The following is a 19,668-nucleotide window of genomic DNA, read 5'->3' as shown; positions in this document are numbered from 1 at the left end:
ACTTATAGGTTATAAGTTATTAAAGTAAAAATTATGTCTAAAAAAATATCAATAATGAATATCTCAGAAGATGAATTATCTAAATTCTGTGAAGATAATGGTTTTCCAAAATTTCATGCATCTCAAATACTCGATTGGATATATAAAAAGTATGCTGTAAGTTTTGAAGAAATGAGCAATATACCTAAGAATCTAAGATCTATACTCAATGATAATTGCTTCATACATAATTCCAAAATAGAAAATATATCCGAAGATGAGTATGGAACACAAAAATTATTAATATCATTATACGACAAAAAGAAAATAGAATCTGTTATTTTAAATAAAAATGATAGAGTAACTTTTTGTCTATCATCACAAGTAGGATGCGGATACGGATGTGCTTTCTGTGCCACTGGAAATATGGGACTATCTAGAAATTTAACTGCTGATGAAATATTGGCAGAGTTTTTATTAATGAGAGCAGTTACTAAAAAAGTAAATTCTATAGTCTTTATGGGAATGGGAGAACCTCTTGCAAATACTAAAAATCTATTTAAAGCTATAGAAACAATAAATTCATTTAAAGGATTTAATTTAGGAATAAGACATATTACAATATCAACATCAGGAGAGGTAGTTGGTATAAAGCAGCTTATAGAAAAAGATTTAGACTGCAGGCTAGCTGTATCATTGCATTCATTAAAGAATGAAGTTAGAGATAAAATAATGCCTATAAATAAAAGATATCCTATAGAAAATCTTATGGCTATTCTAAAAAGATACAGTAAAAATGGAAAAAGAATGATAACTTTTGAATGGGTATTAATAAAAGATATCAATGATTCTGTAAATGACGCTTATAGAATTGTAAATTTAAAAAAAGAATTTCCATTTAAAGTTAATGTAATACCTATGAATCCGGTAGAACATGCCCCTGAGTTGAAAAGGCCAAATAAAGATATTATACTAAGATTCAAATCTATATTAAAAGATAATGGAGTTGAAGTAGTGGAAAGATTCAAACAAGGTCAAGAAATTCTTGCCGGATGCGGACAGTTAGCAATAAAAAATTTGTAAAAAAATATAGTATTTATTTTTTGAATAACATTATATAATATTTGCTATAAAGTATTAAAGAGTGTATCTTATGAATAAATTTAATAGTTCTTTATTTTCTAGAAAATATCAAGGATATAATTTAGAAAAAGAAATATGTTCTATTAATAATAGTATAATAGAAAATGATATATATGCTCTTGATTTTTTAAGAGAAGCAAATTATACATACCATACAGATAAAGAATATTTTTATATCGTATATAATAAATTAGAAAAAAGTAATAACTGCGGAATATATTTAATACTTACTGCTGTATTATTAAAACATAATGATCAAAAAGTAAATATGAAAATAGCAGATAAAAAAATAGATATATTAATGCATAAAATTTACGATTCCTACTATGCAAAATATAATATAGAAGAACATATAGGCACCCCTAATAGTCTTACAATAATAAATGATGATATAATATATGAAGATGACAAGAGGTATGAATTAATAAAAAAATTCAGAGTAAAAAAATCTGCCTATGGTTATTTCTGTGCTTCAAAACCATATGATCCATATAAATTAAAGAAAAAGCCAAATAGAAATGATATAGTTTTTATAAAAAAATCGTTATTAACAAATTATAGAATATATTATATATTATTATTATCTGAGTATTCCAAAAAAGCAAAAAAATTATTAAATATAATAATAAAAACTAAATGTTATAAATCATTTATATATTTAATTCTAACTAGAAAAGAAGGATTTAATTTAACATATCAGGAAAGTTTAGATTATTTTAGTTCATTAGGTATAACATTGTCTGATATTATAATATCTTATATATTTTTCTATTCATATAATGATTCTATATCATATTATGATTCTTTTGCTCTTCAAATAAAAAATAAAGAATTTAATGATTTCTTCTACTCTATTATAAAAGAAAACCAGGAGTATTTTGAAAACATATTCTCAACTAAAAACTTTATTAATATCATAACTAGAAATAGTAAAAACTTTATACCGTTTCTAAATCAGCTTTACAGCAGCGAGATTAATTTTAATTCAAGCAAAGTATTATGTTCTCTTTTGGATAATAAATCCGTAAATATAAAAAAAACGGCTATAAAAATTATAAACCGTAAAAAAAGAGAAGCTTATGAATATTTAAAAAATTTGGATAATGATTTAGCAAAAGATATAATAAAAAGGTGGAAGAATAAGAAAATAATAAAATCAGGTTTTAAAGATATAAACAGCATAGTTAATTTTGTTAATAAAAATTACAATAAAAAGTTCGAAAAGAATTTGATATGTATAGATGAATCTTTATTATATGGTGTTCTGAGCAAAGATGGAAATCAGAATATTCCAATAATAGTCATTAAATATATTTACATGGAATATTCCAAATTAAAAAATCCAATAAAAATAAAAGACTTAGATAAAATAATATCATATTTCGATTTTAATTCATTTTTAAAAGTAATAAAAAATGTATATGAAAAATGGATATTTGAGGGAGCTAATACTTCATATAAATATATAATGATACCATATCTAATATATGAAAATGAATATAATATTGATAAAGTTGTATTTAAAATTAAAGAATGGTGTGAATCTGGAAGAATGTCATTGGCCAATTATGCTATATCAACATTATCATCTAATGGAAGTATATGCTCGCTAATGATAATAGATTATATATCAAATAATTTTCAATACTTTCAAATAAAAAATACTTCAAAATTAGCATTTAAATTAGCAGCTAAAAAATTGAAAATAACAGAAGATGAATTAAGTGATAAAATAATCCCAAATTACAATATAGATAAAAACGGAAAAAAAATATTAGAAGATGAGAATCATTCATTTAGTATATATGTTAATGAAAAATTAGAAATTGAAAAAATTATTGATAATAAAACTAATAAAAGTATAACTAAATTTGGTAAAGATATAGGCCCAAATATAACTGATAATTTTTATATTATGCAAAATTATATAAAAATATCTTATAAGTTTCAAATTTTCAGACTTCATAAAGCTTTAATGTCTGGGAAAAAATGGGATTTTGAAAATTGGAAAAATATTTTTGTAGAAAATTATATGATGAATATGGCATCAAATTTATTTATATGGTCAGCGTATGATAAAAACAACAAATTATTAAATCATCTTATATATGACAGAATCAAAAATATATTCTACACACTAGATCAAAATGAATATAAATTAAATAAAAACCATAGATTATCATTAGCAAGTCCGATAGAAATGTCAAAGGAAGATATAGAAAAATCTAAATTGCTGATTAAAAATCTAAAAATAAAACAGCCATTTAATCAGATGCAAAATGTTAAGTTTAGTTTTAAAGATGGTGATATTAAAGAAAATATTATTATTAAATATAGAAATAAAGAGATAAAATTAAAAACTTTTAAAAATCTAGCTCAAACTCTTGATATAGAATTGGATTATGATAATTCATACATAGTAGGTTATAAAATTATTGAAACATCTATAGCAACTGGTATAAAAATAAATTTAATAGGTATGGATAATGCAATAGATGATAATGATTTAATAATATTTGGAGATATAGTATTTTATAGTATAGAAAATGATGATATATTTTCATACAAAAATATAATAAATCCTAGAACAAACAATATTAGATATGTTACCTATATAATGGACACTATAGATAATTATCTAAAAAAGAATTTAATAAAAACATCTAATAATTAAAAGGTAATTAAATGAAAGCTATAATTGTACTACCAACTTATAATGAAAAAGATAATATAGAAAAAATGATTAATACAATATTAAGTTTACCTGAATATATAGAAGTATTGGTCGTAGATGATAACAGCCCTGACGGTACAGCTACTATAGTAGAGAAATATTTGGATAATAACAGAGTACATTTATTAAAAAGAGAAAAAAAAGCAGGTCTTGGACCAGCTTATATTGCCGGATTTAAACATTCATTTCAATATGATCCGGATTATGTTATAGAAATGGATGCTGATTTTTCACATGATCCAAATTTTGTAATAAAATTTATAAATAGAATGGAAGATGAAAAACTTGATTTAGTAATAGGTTCAAGGTACTGCAATGGAATAAGTGTAGTTAATTGGCCGCTTAGAAGATTATTTTTATCTTATTATGGAAATAGATACGCTTCTTTTGTATTAGGCTCTAAAATTATGGATATCACAGGCGGTTTTAAATGTTTTAGAGTATCTGTTTTAAAAAATATGAATTTTGACAATATACTTTCTACAGGATATTCATTTCAAATAGAGATGAATTATTCCTTTGAAAGTAATGGATATAATGTGAAAGAAGAACCTATTATATTTTATGAAAGAAGAAGCGGGCAATCTAAAATGTCTAAAAATATTATAGCTGAAGCTTTATTTAGAGTTGTACGTTTAAGATTTAGAAATAAAAAAAGATATTTTAATAATTGAATTTGATAGAATTATGAAAAATTATGCAGTATATTTAGTTTTTTATAATAATACTTATAGTATCATGTTCAAAAAATGGAGAGAACAATATTAATAATTTTACTAAAATAAATGCTGCATATTTATCAGATTTTACTGTATTAATTTTGAATCCATATTCAAAAAATATTTTATCAAAAATTCCAAATCAATATATAATATTAGCTTCAATTCAAAATTTATTATATAATACTACATTTAAAAACTATATTGATAAATATTCTTACATATTCAAAAGATTTTCAAAAGAAATGGATTATAATGGAGATAATAAAAAAGAGACTGGTTATTTAATTTCTGAACTTACTAGTAATAATATAGAATTAATGAATAGTGAAATAGATTCTGTACATATATTTAATTACTTGGAGTTAAAAATATTATAAAATATGATATAATAAAAATTGAGGATAAAATTATGAAAAAAATTATTTTTATTTTATTTATTTTTGTTTTGATATCATGTAATAATAATATTCAAGAAAATAAAAGCACCGAAAAAATAAAGATAAGAGTTGGTTATTTATCCGAATTTGCAGGTGCTTCAACTGTTGCTGTTGCTAAAGAAAAAGGTTTCTTTGAAGAAGAAAATTTAGACGCTGAATTATTTCAATTTTTTAATGGGCATGCTGCTATTATATCAATGATTTCAAAAGAGATTGATTTTTCATATATAGGACATGCTACTCATTTTCTAATAATAAATGGAAAAGCACAAATTTTATTCCCAGATTCTATAAGTAAAGCTGAGCAAATAATATCTGCAAAATATATTAACAGCATATCCGATTTAAAAGGAAAAACAGTAGCAACACATTTTGGAACATCAGGAGAAGCTATGCTTTATGCAGCATTAAAGAGTTCAGGTTTAGAAATAGATGATATTAAATTATCAAATATAAATGTAACAAATCTTTCTTACTGCCTCACAAATAAAAAAGTTGATGCTATATCAACGTGGGTACCATATACTATGGATATAACAAACAACTATAAAGTATTAGCATATATAACAAACTATTCCAATATAATTTCATTAACAAGCAGCTTCGTATCAACTGAAGAGTATATAGAACAAAACCCTGAAATAGTAAAAAAATTCTCAAGAGCTATGTTAAAAGCTATGGATTATAAAAAGAATCATTTAGATGAAACTGCATATTTAGTTTCTAAACTAAATAGAATAGAGGTAGAATCTATAAAAAAGGAAATAGATGCATCTATATGTTTTGATTCCTCAGATATAAAGAAAGCATGTGAAAACGGAGATATATTAAAATGGTATGAAACACAGCAAAACGTATTTTTAAAGTCACATGTTATTAAAGAAAGTGTTCCAGTAACAAATTACATACAATTAGAAATGCTTAGAAATGTATTGGAAAGTCTATGAAATACGGGCTCCTATACTTCTAAATTGTTCTATAAAATTAAAAGATGATTTATTTATAGATTCAGCATCATCTATAATAATACTATTGTTAGCAACTATAGAAGCAACCGCTAAAGACATAGCTATTCTATGATCATTATGTGAAGTTGTCTCTCCGCCTTCCAATTTTTCAACACCTTCTATAAATATATTATCATCTGTAGCCTCTATTTTTGCACCTATTCTATTAAAGCTATCCTTCAAATCATTTATTCTATCACTTTCTTTATATTTCAATCTTCCAGCATTATATAGTTTAGTAGTACCTTTTGCAGTAGATGCTAATGCAGTTATTATTGGAGCTAAATCAGGTATATTCGATACATCTATATCTAAAGCATGAAGCCTATTTGCTCTTTTAATTGTTATGGAATTATCCTCATTATATGCAATAGAAGCACCCATAAATTTTAATATATTAACTATTTCCTTATCTCCCTGAATAGAATATTTATTAAGTCCATATAGAGTTACTTCCCCGCCTAATGCACCAGCAACAGCAAAAAAAGCAGCATGAGACCAATCAGATTCTATTTCATAATTAATAGCAGAATACTCCTGATTTCCATAAACTTCTATAGTATTAATATTTTGTTTGCATATATCTATATTTGCAGATTTTAAAGTTTTTAATGTCATCATAACATAAGGAGCCGACTCTAACTCGCCTTCTATAATAATTTTTGAACTGTCTTCTAACAAAGGCAAAGCAAATAATAAACCGCTTACAAATTGACTGCTGATATTTCCTGGAATGTAAAAATCTGCACTTCTTAATTTACCAGATATTGTAAGAGAATCTTCTTTTAAATCAAACAATAAGCCCTGCTCTTTCCATATATTTTTATATATATCCATAGGCCTTGAAAATAATTTTTTGGAACCTGTAAATGTGCAATTAATTCCAAGTGCCGAAATAATTGGTATTAATAATCTTAAACTAGTACCAGATTCCATTACATTTATAGTAATATTATCAGGATATTTTTCTTTAGGAATTACTCTAAGTACATCATCAATCAATTCAAAATCAGCAAAATTTGCAGCAGCATTTTTAGTAACTTCAATGTCAGTTCCTACATTATTAATCCAAGGTTTTATCACACTTGGATTCTTGGCTAAAGATGCAGAAATTAAAGCTCTATGTGCATCGCTCTTACTTATTTGAATATAAACAGAACCAAAAATTTCAGAAGGCTTAACGGTTAAAGACATGAGAAACTCCGAAATAATTATTGCAATATAGAATCTACAAAACTTACGGCATCAAATTCTCTAAAATCATCAACCTTTTCACCAAAACCTCCATAAAAAATAGGTAATGATAAATAATGTGCTATGCTTATTGCTACTCCGCCCTTAGCAGAACTATCCATTTTTGAAACTATTGCTCCTTGTATATCCAAAGCACTTGTAAATACTTTAGCCTGCTCTATACCATTATGACCAACATTAGCATCTAATACCAATATAGGAATAAAATTGAATTCTGAAAATCTTTCTATTGCTATCTTTTTCATTTTTTCAAGCTGTCTAACTAAATTCTCCTGATTGTGAAATCTTCCGGCAGTATCAACTATAACAATATCAGCATTTACAGATTTTGCTTTATCCAAAGCTGAAAATAATACACTTGCCGGATCTCCTGCCTGCTGGCCTTTCACTATAGTAACATTAAGTCTATTAGCCCATTCTTCTAATTGCTCTATTGCTGCTGCTCTGAATGTATCCGCTGCGGCTAATATAACTTTATGATCATTTTTTAGTATATTGGCTAGCTTAGCTATAGAAGTAGTCTTACCTACTCCATTTACTCCAACTACAAATAAAATATTTTTTTCTTTTAACTCTATTTTTTTAGAAATGAATTTTGATATTAAAATTTCTCTTAAATGTTTTTTGGCTTCTTCCGGTTCTTTTATATTTTCTTTCTCTACAACTTCTCTTAATTTTGAAATAATATCTTTTGTAGTTTCAACGCCGGCATCCGCAGTTATTAATGTATTCTCTAAACTTGCAAAAAACTCATCATTAATCGCAGAAGTATTAAAAAGAGATGATAATGAAAATTTACTTTTAGAACTTGTTAATGATACCTTTGGCTTTTTGGTTCTTTTCATTAAAACTAAAATTACAATCACAGCTGCTATAACTACGCATACTGCTATTATTATATTTGTATATTGCATTCTTATTTATTCTCCATATTTTTTTTAAAAGGTTTCAAATATTATATAAGCTATTAATATTTTTTCAAGTTATAATTCAATAAAAAAAGCATTGATAATATCATAAATATTATCAATGCTTTGCCTCTATAATATAAAATTTATTTTTTAATTATTTAAAAGCTTGGAATGAATTAGCTGTAGCATTACAAAGAGGACATTTACCAGGAGCTGATCCTGCTTCTATATATCCGCAAATAGGACATACATAATATCCTTCTGGTAAAACAGAATTAGAATTTAAAGCTGAAATAGTTTTGTTATATAAAGCAGCATGAGTTTTTTCTACTGCAGCGATTCTGTTCATCAAATCAGCAACATTTTTATTATTTTCTGAAGCAGCTACTTTACTAAATGCAGGATACATTTTTGTGTATTCATAAGTTTCACCAGCTACTCCTGCTTTTAAATTCTCTACATCTGTGCCTGATTTTACAGCATTAATTTTAGCTGTTAAAGCTTTTGTAGATAATTTAGAAGACATAGCAATATCATTTAAAAGCTTAGCATGTATGCCTTCAGCAGCAGAAGCAGCTCTAAACATAGCAGCTACACTTTTATTTTGTGCTTTTTTAGCAAATTCAGCATACATAGCTGATGCATTTCTTTCACCATTGTATGACTGCATTATACCGTCTATTGTAGATTTTGCTGTTTGATCGTAAACTAAAGCAGTAAAAACAAATGAAAATGAAATTAATAAAGTAATTTTTTTAACATAGCGTTTTCCTTGAAAAAATATAGTGTTATATGCAGAGGCAGCATATACTATATATAACATATTATATATAGTAAAGTAAAATATTATATAAGATAATTTCACAAAAACATATAAAATACAATTATAATAAACTAAACAAAACTATATTAAACAACAAATTAAACAAAAAAACAAATATTTAACCTATTTTATTTTTTATTATTTTTATAATTACATCTTTACATACATAAATTTTCTTTACAAAATATACACCTACTTGAAAAAAGAAACAGGCAATTTTATAACAACTAATTTTATAATAAGCCTATGGATTATATTTTAAATACTCTGCTATATACAACAATTATCCACACCGAATTTTACTGCATCATTATCATTATACTTATAATAAATATCTACTTTATTATTCTCTAATCCATTTTCTGAAGAAATTCTATCTAAATAAAACATATTATTATCAAGTTTAAAAGTATAATACTTATTTACAAGACTATAATGATCCATATACTCTATAGTTATATATTTTCCTTTATGCACTGCATATGTAAAACTATAATGCATAAAAGGAAAGAAAATTCCTCCTATAAAAACAGCATTATTATCATTAATTTCCCAAAAACTTATATATTGATCTGTAATACTCTCTCCCCACCTTCCATAAGGAGAACCATTATCTACAGCAATGGAACTTAAATAATAATTTTTGCCGTCTATTTCTATAATGGAATTTATTTCATTATTAACTCCGTCATATTCATAAAGCTTAAATTTATCATAGTCAAATTCATTTTCCGGACCTAAATTCTCTTTTTCTATATAAGCAGGCAAAATTTCATTTGCTTTTGTAATAAGAGTATCTGTTATTTTATTAATCAAATTATTCTTATCATTGCCTTTTATACTCATTTTATTTAAAGCATCATTCATATTCTTTTCAAAAAAATTCTGTTCATAAGAATTTTTTAATAATGAATAATATAAATCTCTATGTTCCTTATTATCTTTATCAAACCATTCTTTCATATTATTTAAAGCATTAGTGTCATTAAGATTTACCCCATTTTCTACTAAAATATTAGCAGCACTTAAATTAGCATCTTTACAAAAAACAGCTAATATGCTTTCTCCATCTAAACCTACAGCATTAATATCAGCACCTGATTTTACAAGACCTGAAACGATATCAGAATATCCCATTTCAGCGGATTTGTATAAAGCCTCATCGAATTTTTTATCTTTTACAAATTTTTCTATTTCAGCTATACCATCATCGCCTTCATGATTTTTCAAAGCTAATTTTAAATCTTTATTAGAACCGCATGAAATAAAAAATAATAAAGATAAACAAATAAAGCATTTAAGTATGATCCCCTTTAATAAATTAGTTTACTCTAAAACTTAAGAAGACTATTAAATTAAAATAATGAAAAAATTATATGAAATTTTTAATAAAAAACAACCAAAAATTATTAATTTTTACAAAAAAAGCATGTATATATTATTAATATATACATGCTCAAGATATTTTATATTTTTTAAATTTAATTATTTACGCATTTGCTCAACAACTTTAGCAACTATAGACATACCTTTATCTATCATCTCAGGTGTAGAATTAGTATAGTTAAGTCTTAATGTACCTAATCCTCTTTTAGCCTCATAGAAAGGATCACCCGGTATAACAGCAACACCGGCATCAGCAGCTTTAACACAGAATTCAACTGCATCTATACCTTTAGGTAAAGTAGCCCATATAAACATACCGCCTTCAGGACGAGTCCAATGCATATCATCAGGCAAATGCTTATCCATAGCTTCAAGCATGCAATTGCACTGCTTTCCATATAAATCTATTATCTTTTGAATATGTGCATCATAATCATTATCTTCAAAATACTGAGTAACAACAACTTGTGCAAATGTACTTGTATGCATATCTATAAGCTGTTTATATTCTTTCATTTTAGTCCATAATTCCGGAATAGAACAAACTATCCATCCAAGTCTTAAACCAGGAGCTACTGTTTTTGAGAATGTTCCCAAAAGTATAGCCTGTTCTCCTAAATATGTATATAATGATCTTTGATGCTCGCCTTTAAATCTTAATTCTCCGTAAGGGTTATCCTCTACAAAAAAAGTATCTTTGCCTTTCATGGCATCTGCTATTTTTTCTCTTACAGCATTAGTATATGTTATTCCTGTAGGGTTCTGAAAATTAGGAACTGCATAGAAGAATTTATGATCGTATTTATTTATAGATTCTCTAACCTGTTCAACATCTGCTCCGTCTTCATTTAAATCAACTGTCTGAATATTAGGATTATACAAATGAAATGACTGTAAAGCAGCCAAATATGACGGATCTTCAACCAAAACATTATCACCGGCATCCAATAAACATGAAGAAATAATATCTAAAGCCTGCTGAGAACCATTTGTAATGAGTATGTCTTTTGCTTCAACATTAACGCCTTGCTTTTTGTATCTGTTGGCAATAAACTCTCTTAAAGGAACATAACCGTCTGCACTATTATATTGTAATGCGTATGCTCCTTTTGTCTCTAAAACTTTGTTAGCCGCAGCTTTAATTCCTTCTACAGGAAAAGATGCAGGATTAGGCAAACCTCCGGCAAATGATATTAAATCACCTTTTGCCGCTACTTCCAAAATGATCTTTACAAAATTACCCTGAAAATCTTCCTGTAATGCTCTTTTTGATAATCTTAATTTCATAATCCTATCCATTTAAAAAATTTCTTTATATTATATACTACTATTAATAAGAATGCTATATAATTTTATAAAAAATATATCTTTTTTTGTAAAAATAATAAATTAATAAAAAAGTATTTATTGACTTTTTATAACTGATATTATATGATGAATTTTAAAATATAATTTCACAAAGGTATTATTTATGGAATTTTTTAAATCATCACTATATAAGATGTATTTCATTAAACAATACCATTTTCCTCAGGTATTTTAATATCATAATAGACAGTTGGTCTATCTAACCAAAAAATATAATTCTTATTTTTACTAAGAATACTTTAGCATTACAACCATTTCATAAGGATTTAAAAATGAAAACAAAATCATATTCATTAACTTTTTGTGCTATAGGTGTAGCACTAAATATAGTATTATCATTCATAGCCTCCCATCTAAAAATACCATTCGTATTTTTAGATGTAATGGGTACAGTATTAAGCGGAGCTGTATTAGGTCCTTTATATGGAGCTATAACAGGATTTGTTACAAATTTAATAACTTCTATGATAAATAATCCGGCAGAGCTTCCATACGCTATTGTAAATATGATGATAGGTATAATAACAGGATTTATATCTATTAAATTTGGATTTAAAATTCATACAGCTATAATAACAGGTTTAATACTTGCTGTTGCTGCACCTCTAGTAGGTACTCCAATAACTGTAATATTATATGGAGGATTAGCCGGAGGAACAATGGATATTATGACAGGTTTTTTAATTCAAAGCGGACAAAAAATATTTACGTCTGCATTTATACCTAGAATAATATCTAATATAATAGATAAGCCATTATCATGTATAATAGCATATATCATAATTTTAAGAATACCAAATTCTCTATTAATGAAAATAACATCTAATAAAAAATTAATAGAACAAAAAACAATCAACTCATCATATTATGAGGATGCCAAAAATGAATAGATCAAAGAAATTGGCTATACTTTCACATTGTATATTAAATCAAAATGCTGTTGTAAAAGGGGAATACAAAGATATGAATATATTTTTTCCTTTTATTAAAAATTTATTTGAAAACAATATAGGTATATTACAGCTGCCATGTCCTGAAACTGAATGCTATGGATTAAAAAGATGGGGACATGTTATAGAACAATTTGATAATATAGGATATAAAAAACATAGCCAAAAAATACTTAATTCATTTGTGGATATTATTAAAGAATATTTAAATAATGGATACGAAATAATAGGTATATATGGAATAGCCGGAAGTCCTAGCTGCGGAGTTAATCTTACTTGTTCTGCTAATTGGGAAGGAGAAGTTGGAATATATAAAGATAAAGAAGATATAACATCCAGAGTAAAAATGATAAATACTAATGGTATGTTTATGAAAATTTTCAAATCTATCTTAGAAGAAAACAATATAAATATACCATTTTACGATGTAGACAACTATATATAATGCAAATTATATATTTTAATATTAGCTTTATTACAAAAATAAATCTGCAAAAATAAAATGGAAGGATTAATGAATAAAGCCATTGAATTTAACAATGTAAGTTTTTCATATATTGAAAATGATAAAAATAAATTTATAAACAATTTAAATCTAATCATAAAAGAAAACAGTTATTTAGCATTGCTTGGAAAAAATGGAAGCGGAAAATCGACTCTCATAAAATTAATGTTTGCAATAGAAAAAGCAAATAGCGGTAACATAAAAATATTTGATATGGATGTAAATGAGAATGCATCTGAAATATATAAAATATCAAGCCTTGTATTTCAAAATCCAGATGATCAAATAGTGGCAGATACTGTTGAACTTGATATAGCATTTGCTATGGAAAATTATTCTATACCAAGCAAAGATATAGATAAAAAAATAGATGAAGTTTTGGAAATAGTTGATCTATCAAATAAAAGAAAAGATAAAGTACATTCATTATCCGGTGGAGAAAAACAAAGATTATGTATTGCCTCCTCACTTGTATTAAATCCGAAAATATTAGTATTAGATGAACCCACATCCATGCTTGATAATGAAAATAGAATAAAAGTAATGAATGTACTTAAAAAAATACATTCTATGGGTACTACTATTATAATAGTTACACATCATATTAATGAAATAGAATACTGTAATGAAGTAGTATTTATGGATAATGGAAATATAGTTTTTAATGGTTCTGTAAATGAATTTGTTAATATTTTAATAAGAAATGAACAATTTCACAAATTAAATATGCCTATTAATTTTCAATTAGCTTATGAATTATATAAAAATAAAAAAATTTTAATCGATAAAGATATTTTCAATTATAAAAAGGTTTGTGAAAGTTTATGGAAATCACTTTAAAAAATTTAACTGCCGGATACATAATTAATAAAAAGGAAAAAAAGATAATAGTAGAAAATTTAAATTGCACATTTGAAAGCGGTAAATTTCATTTTTTAGCAGGCGTATCAGGAAGCGGAAAATCAACACTTCTTGAAACAATATGTTTGTTAATAAAAAAAATATCTGGCGAAATATTATTTGATAACAAATTAATAGATAAAAAAAATAATCTAAAAGAATTTAGAAACTCATCCGGAATAATGCTTCAATACACTGAAAAACAATTCTTTAATAATACTATAGCAGAAGAAATAGTATTTAATCTAAAGAGAAGCAAAATTGATAACAAAGAAATTAATAAAAAATTAAAAGAAGTGCTAGAAATATTGAATATAGATAAAAAAATTTTACAAGCATCTCCATTTGAAATCAGCGGAGGGCAAAAAAGAATAATAGCATTGGCCTCTGTAATAATCACATCTCCAAAAATATTATTTTTGGATGAACCTACTGCTGGTCTTGATTTTGAAAGCAAAAATATATTTATGAAAACGATAAAAGAATTAAATAACAATTCTAATATAACAATCATACAATCATCACATATATTAGATGACATTATAGAATATGGAGATAATGTTTTCATTATAAGTAAAAATAAAAAATATATTCAAGGTAAACCTAAAGATATTTTATTTTCCCAAAAAGTGCTTGAAGAATATAATTTAATAGAACCTGAAATTCATAAATATATAGAGGAATTAAAAAGATTAGGTATTAATAATATTGATAATATATCAAATTCAAATGAATTAATCAAAAAGTTATTTTATTAAAAGAGTATAAATAATGACTAAAAACTTTGATCCAAGAACTATTTTTTTATCAACAATATTTTTAGCTATATCATTAATAGTTATGAATAATATCAATCAAACTATATTATGTGCAGCAGCTATTGTCTTGCATGTAATACTTGTAGGAATAAATATAAAAAACATAATAAAAATATTTTTAGCTTCTATATGGCTATTATTATCAATTATACTCATAAACTATTTTATCATAGGAAGGGATATCAATTATATAATAAATACTGTAAGCAGATTATTTGGAACCATTATATTAGCTGCTGTAGTTTTATCATCTATGGATATTATGGATATAGGTTTCGCAATAGAAAAAATATTTTATCCTTTAAAATATATAAAAGTACCAATAGAAAGCATAAGTACAATAATAGCATTATCATTAAAATTTATACCTCTCATAAAAGATGAAGCTGTCAGAATAAGAAAAGCGCAAAAAGCAAGAGGGTTAGATTATAAACTTATGTCTGTACCAGAAAAATTATCAAACATAACAAATCTATTCATACCAATAGTTATCTCAGCAATACAATCATCTGTAAGAACCGCTATTGCAATGGAAGTCAGAGGTTACAGTGCTCCGTATAAAAAGACGAGATTATATGAATCATTTATGAAATTTAAAGATATAATATATATTTTATTCACCATAATTTTTTTAATATTAATAATTTTAATAAGATTAAATATTATAAAAACTATTTTTTAGATAAAGAATTTCTAAATATAGATATAGCATAAAGTACAGCTGCAAGTATTATAATTGCTAATGTAATACCTCTATTTAAATTAATTTCCTCTTTATAAACAAAGATGGCTAGCAAAGTTGCAAAAAGAGGGACAAAAAACTGTAAAAAACCAAGTGTAGAAATTTGAAGTCCTTTAGCTGCTTTTGCATATAAATACAATGGTATACCGGTAGCAATTCCTGCAAACATTAAAGTAATCCAAGAAGATACAGGCTGAGGTTCTGCAGGAAAATATATTTTACTTAAAATTATTGAGGGTATAAGTATAGCAGAAGTTTCTAAAAATAAGCTTTCCCATCCCGAATACACTGTCATTTTTTTGAATAATCCGTATATCGAAAAAGTTAATCCTATAAAAAATGCCATAACAGGAGGTCTGCCTAATGTAATGGTTTGATAAATCATTCCGGCAAACATTAAAACTATAGCAGCATATTCCAATACAGTTTTTTTCTCTCTAAAAATTATTATTCCTATTAGTATACTTAAAATAGGTGCTATATAGTAAGCAAGTCCGGCCTCAAGAACATGACCCGAATTAACAGTATAAATATATAAATACCAATTGATTCCTAAAAATATACCTGCTATTATTATTGAAACCAAAGGTTTTATGCCTCTGTATAGATTGGATTTCTTGTATATAATTATTATCAATGTAAATATAAAAGTAGTTATAACTCTAATACCTAAAACAAATGCTGAATCGAAATTTTGAACAGCTTTCCAATACACTGGAAGAAGCCCCCACATTATATATGCAGTTGCAGCTAGAAAAATAGATTTATTATTATTATCTGACATTTTGAATAACCCTGAATAATTTTTGCCTGCAATAATAAAACCTAATAAAAATATTTTCAATATGTTAGTTTCAAATATTTAAAAAAATTAAATATTATATTTTATTATAAAGTTTTTTCATCTTGTTTTGCAGTTGTTATTAATATTTTTGGAGAATCTTATTTATATATTTTGTTTTCATCAGAATTATTATCTAATTACTACAATTTATATTTACTTTATATTTGAATATTGCTAAAATTAATTTCTTCTTAATTTGCTAATAGTATCTTTTTTATTATCGCTGTCAATTATTGCACTTCCAGCTACAAGGAAATTAGCACCAGCCTCTAATACTTTATCGCAAGTTTTTAAATTAACTCCGCCGTCAACTGCAAGAATTATATCTCTGCTTCCTATTAATTTTTTTGCCTCTTTTATTTTGTTTAAAGATGATTCAATAAATTTCTGTCCGCCGAATCCCGGATTAACGCTCATTATAAGCAAATAATCAATATCATCAATAATAGGCTCTATTACATCAACTCTAGTATGAGGATTAAGTACAATACCAGCTTTTATATTATGTGCTTTTATTTGATAAATTAATCTATGTATATGAATATTACCTTCAAAATGCACACTTATAATATCACATCCTGCCTTAGCAAAATCATCAATATGCTTCTCAGGATTTACTATCATAAGATGGGCATCAAGCGGTATTTTACTAATCTTTTTTATATCAGAAACTACTTTAGCACCGAATGTAATTTGAGGAACAAATACTCCGTCCATTATATCCAAATGAAGATAATCGCTTCCTGAGTCTTCAAGTTCCTTTATTGTATTTTCTAAATTAGAAAATGATGCTGTTAATATTGAAGGTGCTATTAATATTTTATTCATATATTTTCCTATATTATTTATTTTGTCTGTTTCTTTTTATTGCATTGCTTACTGTCTCTATTTTATCTAATGCACTTTTGGCAGCCTCGGTCTCAGCTTCTTTCTTACTCCTGCCAAACCCAATAGAAAAAATATTGTTATTAACATAAACTTCTGCTTTAAACATTTCATCATGATTTTCATTATCAGATACATATTCAAAAGACTTATAAATAGGACTTATTTTATGTTTTTTCTGTATAAGTTCTTGGAATATAGTTTTATAATCTTTATCAAAGTTTTCTATATCTAATTTTTTAAGTCTTTCTTTATAAGCCATCATAACAAATTTAGAAGCATTTTCTATTCCAGAATCCAAATATATAGCTCCTACAATAGCTTCAAATAAATCCTCAAGCATATTAGCTCTATAGCGTCCGCCAGAAGCCTCTTCTCCATGACCTAAAAGCAAAAAATCACCTAATTTAAGCTCTTTTGAAAGTTCAGATAATGACTTCTGAGATACTAAAGATGATTTTACCTTTGATAATAAACCCTCTTTACTTGTATCATATTTTTTAAATAAATAATCAGATATTATTAAAGAAAGCACAGAGTCCCCTAAAAATTCAAGTCTTTGATTGTATTTCATCTTTTTTTTAGATTCATTGGCATAAGTTCTATGAGTTATGGCCTCCAAGAGATAAGCTTTATTTTTAAACTCATATTTTATAGCTTTCTGACAATTATTTAATATTTCTTCTAAATTCATTCTGTATGCTGCCTAATAATATAGCATTTATCATACTATGAAAAAAAATACAGTCAAGAAATAAATATAATTTTTTGATATTTTTTATTATTTTAATTAATTATTTAACTGCCGAATATATTTGAATTTGAATACATATTTTCTGTAATTTCCTTTACAGAACCCATTGAAGAATCATAGCACCAATTATAATCAAATAAACTCTTTCCAACATTAAACATAGGAGTATTTCCTATTATAAGAGAATAAAACCTATTTTCATTTTTCTTTTGTGCTTCAGCTAATTTATAATCTTCTTCTCTAAATTCATTGAATACAAAATCAGAAACAAAAAGCAAATCAGATTTTTTATAATTCTCAGTATTCATAGTTTTTATAGCATGTCTTAATGCTGGTATAGGATCTGTGCCTCCATTAAAACTTAATCTTAAAAATTCTATTAAATTATCCATAGTATTAGGATATGTTAAATCCATAGTATTTATTTGAGTGCTGAAATTTATAAGATAACAATCTCTTTTTTGCTTCATAGCCCTTGATGCCAAATATAATGTAATAGCCTTTGCAACAGTTTCTGGAACACCTTTCATAGAACCGCTAGTATCAACGCATATTATAATAGGACCTTTTTTATCTTCTTCTTTTACTTGAATTTCTTCTTCAATATATGCATCATAATAAGAATCAATATATCCTTCCTTCTTAAAAGTTAAAAGCCTATTCTCAAAATATTTTACTCCGAATAAAGTTTCTAGCACTCCTTCAGCTAAAAGCAGCTTCTCCTGAGGAAGTATATTATGTATATCCCTTGAATATGTTATACCTACTATTTCTTCTTCTGAATTAATATCTCTTATTTTTGTGCTGAATGTTTCTTTTCTTAAAACTTTTTCTATTTTTATGCTTTCCTCTGCTTTCATAAATCTGCCAAGCATATCGCATAATCTTTTTATATCTGAATTTTCTTTTATTAAATTTAAAAGTTTTTTTATATATTCAATATCTATTTTTAATAATTTTCCTATACTCAAATCAAATAATAATCCCGTATCTTCTCCAAATATATCCTGTATATATTTCAAATTATTCAAATAATCAAAAAATTTTTCCATATCTTGAAAAAATTTTTTTCTGTATTTATCTATTTCATTTAACACCCAATTCATATATTGCTTATCAAGTTCATCTTTCCAACTATTGAAAACTGATTTTCTAATAGCTATTATCTCATTATTATATTCATCTTTTTCTAAAGAATTTATTTTTGAAGAGAAGAAGTCAGCATTATAATCGCCTGCAATTAATCTATAATTTTCAATATCATTAAAAAGTGCTTCCTTATCAGCTTCATTTTCTATAAAACTATTTTTAGCTTCTTCATAAACAGAATATAAGTCTTTAAATGGATTATCATTTTTTAAATGTTTTTCTAAATTATAATTAAAATCATTTATTCTCTTAGTAATTTCTTTTTGTATATCATTATTGCTCATAAAAATATCATACTGAGAAAATCTTTCTTTTAATATATATTTAGTTTCTTTTAAAATACCATCAATATTCATG

19 protein-coding genes are annotated in these 19,668 nt (G+C 25.5%); 10 read left to right on the top strand and 9 right to left on the bottom strand.

Annotated features, from left to right (window positions below; translation table 11 throughout):
* Nucleotides 1–33 precede the first annotated feature (33 nt).
* From rlmN to Q0J90_RS11255, 5 genes are all read left to right on the top strand, one after another.
* Nucleotides 34–1,062, top strand: a complete 1,029-nt coding sequence (rlmN, locus tag Q0J90_RS11275) for a 23S rRNA (adenine(2503)-C(2))-methyltransferase RlmN (RefSeq protein ID WP_297278000.1) — start codon at nt 34–36, stop codon at nt 1,060–1,062.
* 70 nt (nt 1,063–1,132) lie between these two features.
* Nucleotides 1,133–3,796 carry a DUF4132 domain-containing protein gene (locus Q0J90_RS11270; protein WP_297277999.1) on the top strand — a complete coding sequence of 888 codons (2,664 nt, stop codon included), beginning with the start codon at nt 1,133–1,135 and terminating at the stop codon, nt 3,794–3,796.
* 11 nt (nt 3,797–3,807) lie between these two features.
* Nucleotides 3,808–4,530, top strand: a complete 723-nt coding sequence (locus Q0J90_RS11265; protein WP_297277998.1) for a polyprenol monophosphomannose synthase — start codon at nt 3,808–3,810, stop codon at nt 4,528–4,530.
* A 146-nt stretch (nt 4,531–4,676) separates the two neighbouring features.
* Entirely contained in the window at nt 4,677–4,955 is a 279-nt protein-coding gene (locus Q0J90_RS11260; protein WP_297277997.1) for a hypothetical protein, read from the top strand.
* 32 nt (nt 4,956–4,987) lie between these two features.
* A complete protein-coding gene (locus tag Q0J90_RS11255; RefSeq protein WP_297277996.1) occupies nt 4,988–5,962 on the top strand; it encodes an ABC transporter substrate-binding protein in 975 nt (324 codons plus the stop codon).
* On the opposite strand, the gene aroA is transcribed toward Q0J90_RS11255, so the two are convergent.
* The 5 genes from aroA to Q0J90_RS11230 form a co-directional block, all read right to left on the bottom strand.
* Entirely contained in the window at nt 5,957–7,216 is a 1,260-nt protein-coding gene (gene aroA, locus Q0J90_RS11250) for a 3-phosphoshikimate 1-carboxyvinyltransferase (RefSeq protein ID WP_297277995.1), read from the bottom strand. The genes Q0J90_RS11255 and aroA overlap by 6 nt on opposite strands.
* Nucleotides 7,217–7,233: 17 nt before the next feature.
* Complete coding sequence (gene ftsY / locus Q0J90_RS11245; protein ID WP_297277994.1) at nt 7,234–8,190, bottom strand: signal recognition particle-docking protein FtsY; 957 nt, start codon at nt 8,188–8,190, stop codon at nt 7,234–7,236.
* A 151-nt stretch (nt 8,191–8,341) separates the two neighbouring features.
* A complete protein-coding gene (locus Q0J90_RS11240; RefSeq protein ID WP_297277993.1) occupies nt 8,342–9,010 on the bottom strand; it encodes a rubrerythrin family protein in 669 nt (222 codons plus the stop codon).
* 270 nt (nt 9,011–9,280) lie between these two features.
* Nucleotides 9,281–10,240 (bottom strand): hypothetical protein, encoded by a 960-nt coding sequence (locus Q0J90_RS11235; protein WP_297277992.1) that lies wholly within the window; start codon nt 10,238–10,240, stop codon nt 9,281–9,283.
* 255 nt (nt 10,241–10,495) lie between these two features.
* A complete protein-coding gene (locus tag Q0J90_RS11230) occupies nt 10,496–11,683 on the bottom strand; it encodes a PLP-dependent aminotransferase family protein (protein ID WP_297277991.1) in 1,188 nt (395 codons plus the stop codon).
* A gap of 353 nt (nt 11,684–12,036) precedes the next feature.
* On the opposite strand from Q0J90_RS11230, the gene Q0J90_RS11225 reads away from it, so the two are divergent.
* The 5 genes from Q0J90_RS11225 (at nt 12,037) to Q0J90_RS11205 (ending at nt 15,619) form a co-directional block, all read left to right on the top strand.
* Nucleotides 12,037–12,654, top strand: a complete 618-nt coding sequence (locus Q0J90_RS11225) for a CD3073 family putative ECF transporter S component (protein WP_297277990.1) — start codon at nt 12,037–12,039, stop codon at nt 12,652–12,654.
* Nucleotides 12,647–13,159 (top strand): CD3072 family TudS-related putative desulfidase, encoded by a 513-nt coding sequence (locus tag Q0J90_RS11220; RefSeq protein WP_297277989.1) that lies wholly within the window; start codon nt 12,647–12,649, stop codon nt 13,157–13,159. Before Q0J90_RS11225 ends, Q0J90_RS11220 begins: the two co-directional genes overlap by 8 nt.
* A gap of 69 nt (nt 13,160–13,228) precedes the next feature.
* Nucleotides 13,229–14,059, top strand: a complete 831-nt coding sequence (locus tag Q0J90_RS11215; RefSeq protein ID WP_297277988.1) for an energy-coupling factor ABC transporter ATP-binding protein — start codon at nt 13,229–13,231, stop codon at nt 14,057–14,059.
* Nucleotides 14,044–14,877 carry an ATP-binding cassette domain-containing protein gene (locus Q0J90_RS11210; protein ID WP_297277987.1) on the top strand — a complete coding sequence of 278 codons (834 nt, stop codon included), beginning with the start codon at nt 14,044–14,046 and terminating at the stop codon, nt 14,875–14,877. Before Q0J90_RS11215 ends, Q0J90_RS11210 begins: the two co-directional genes overlap by 16 nt.
* A gap of 13 nt (nt 14,878–14,890) precedes the next feature.
* Nucleotides 14,891–15,619 (top strand): energy-coupling factor transporter transmembrane component T, encoded by a 729-nt coding sequence (locus tag Q0J90_RS11205; RefSeq protein WP_297277986.1) that lies wholly within the window; start codon nt 14,891–14,893, stop codon nt 15,617–15,619.
* Here the strand turns inward: Q0J90_RS11205 and rarD are convergent.
* From rarD to Q0J90_RS11185, 4 genes are all read right to left on the bottom strand, one after another.
* Nucleotides 15,609–16,463 (bottom strand): EamA family transporter RarD, encoded by an 855-nt coding sequence (rarD, locus tag Q0J90_RS11200; protein ID WP_297277985.1) that lies wholly within the window; start codon nt 16,461–16,463, stop codon nt 15,609–15,611. The genes Q0J90_RS11205 and rarD overlap by 11 nt on opposite strands.
* Nucleotides 16,464–16,703: 240 nt before the next feature.
* Nucleotides 16,704–17,351 carry a ribulose-phosphate 3-epimerase gene (gene rpe, locus Q0J90_RS11195; RefSeq protein ID WP_297277984.1) on the bottom strand — a complete coding sequence of 216 codons (648 nt, stop codon included), beginning with the start codon at nt 17,349–17,351 and terminating at the stop codon, nt 16,704–16,706.
* 13 nt (nt 17,352–17,364) lie between these two features.
* A complete protein-coding gene (gene rnc / locus Q0J90_RS11190; protein WP_297277983.1) occupies nt 17,365–18,102 on the bottom strand; it encodes a ribonuclease III in 738 nt (245 codons plus the stop codon).
* Nucleotides 18,103–18,206: 104 nt separating this feature from the next.
* A complete protein-coding gene (locus tag Q0J90_RS11185) occupies nt 18,207–19,667 on the bottom strand; it encodes a VWA domain-containing protein (RefSeq protein WP_297277982.1) in 1,461 nt (486 codons plus the stop codon).
* Nucleotide 19,668 lies beyond the last annotated feature (1 nt).

Origin of the sequence: uncultured Brachyspira sp., from assembly GCF_944390595.1 — a bacterium.
Taxonomy (GTDB): Bacteria; Spirochaetota; Brachyspiria; order Brachyspirales; family Brachyspiraceae; genus Brachyspira.
The sequence above is the reverse complement of the archived record's forward strand: the minus strand, read 5'-3'. Positions and strand labels throughout refer to the sequence as shown.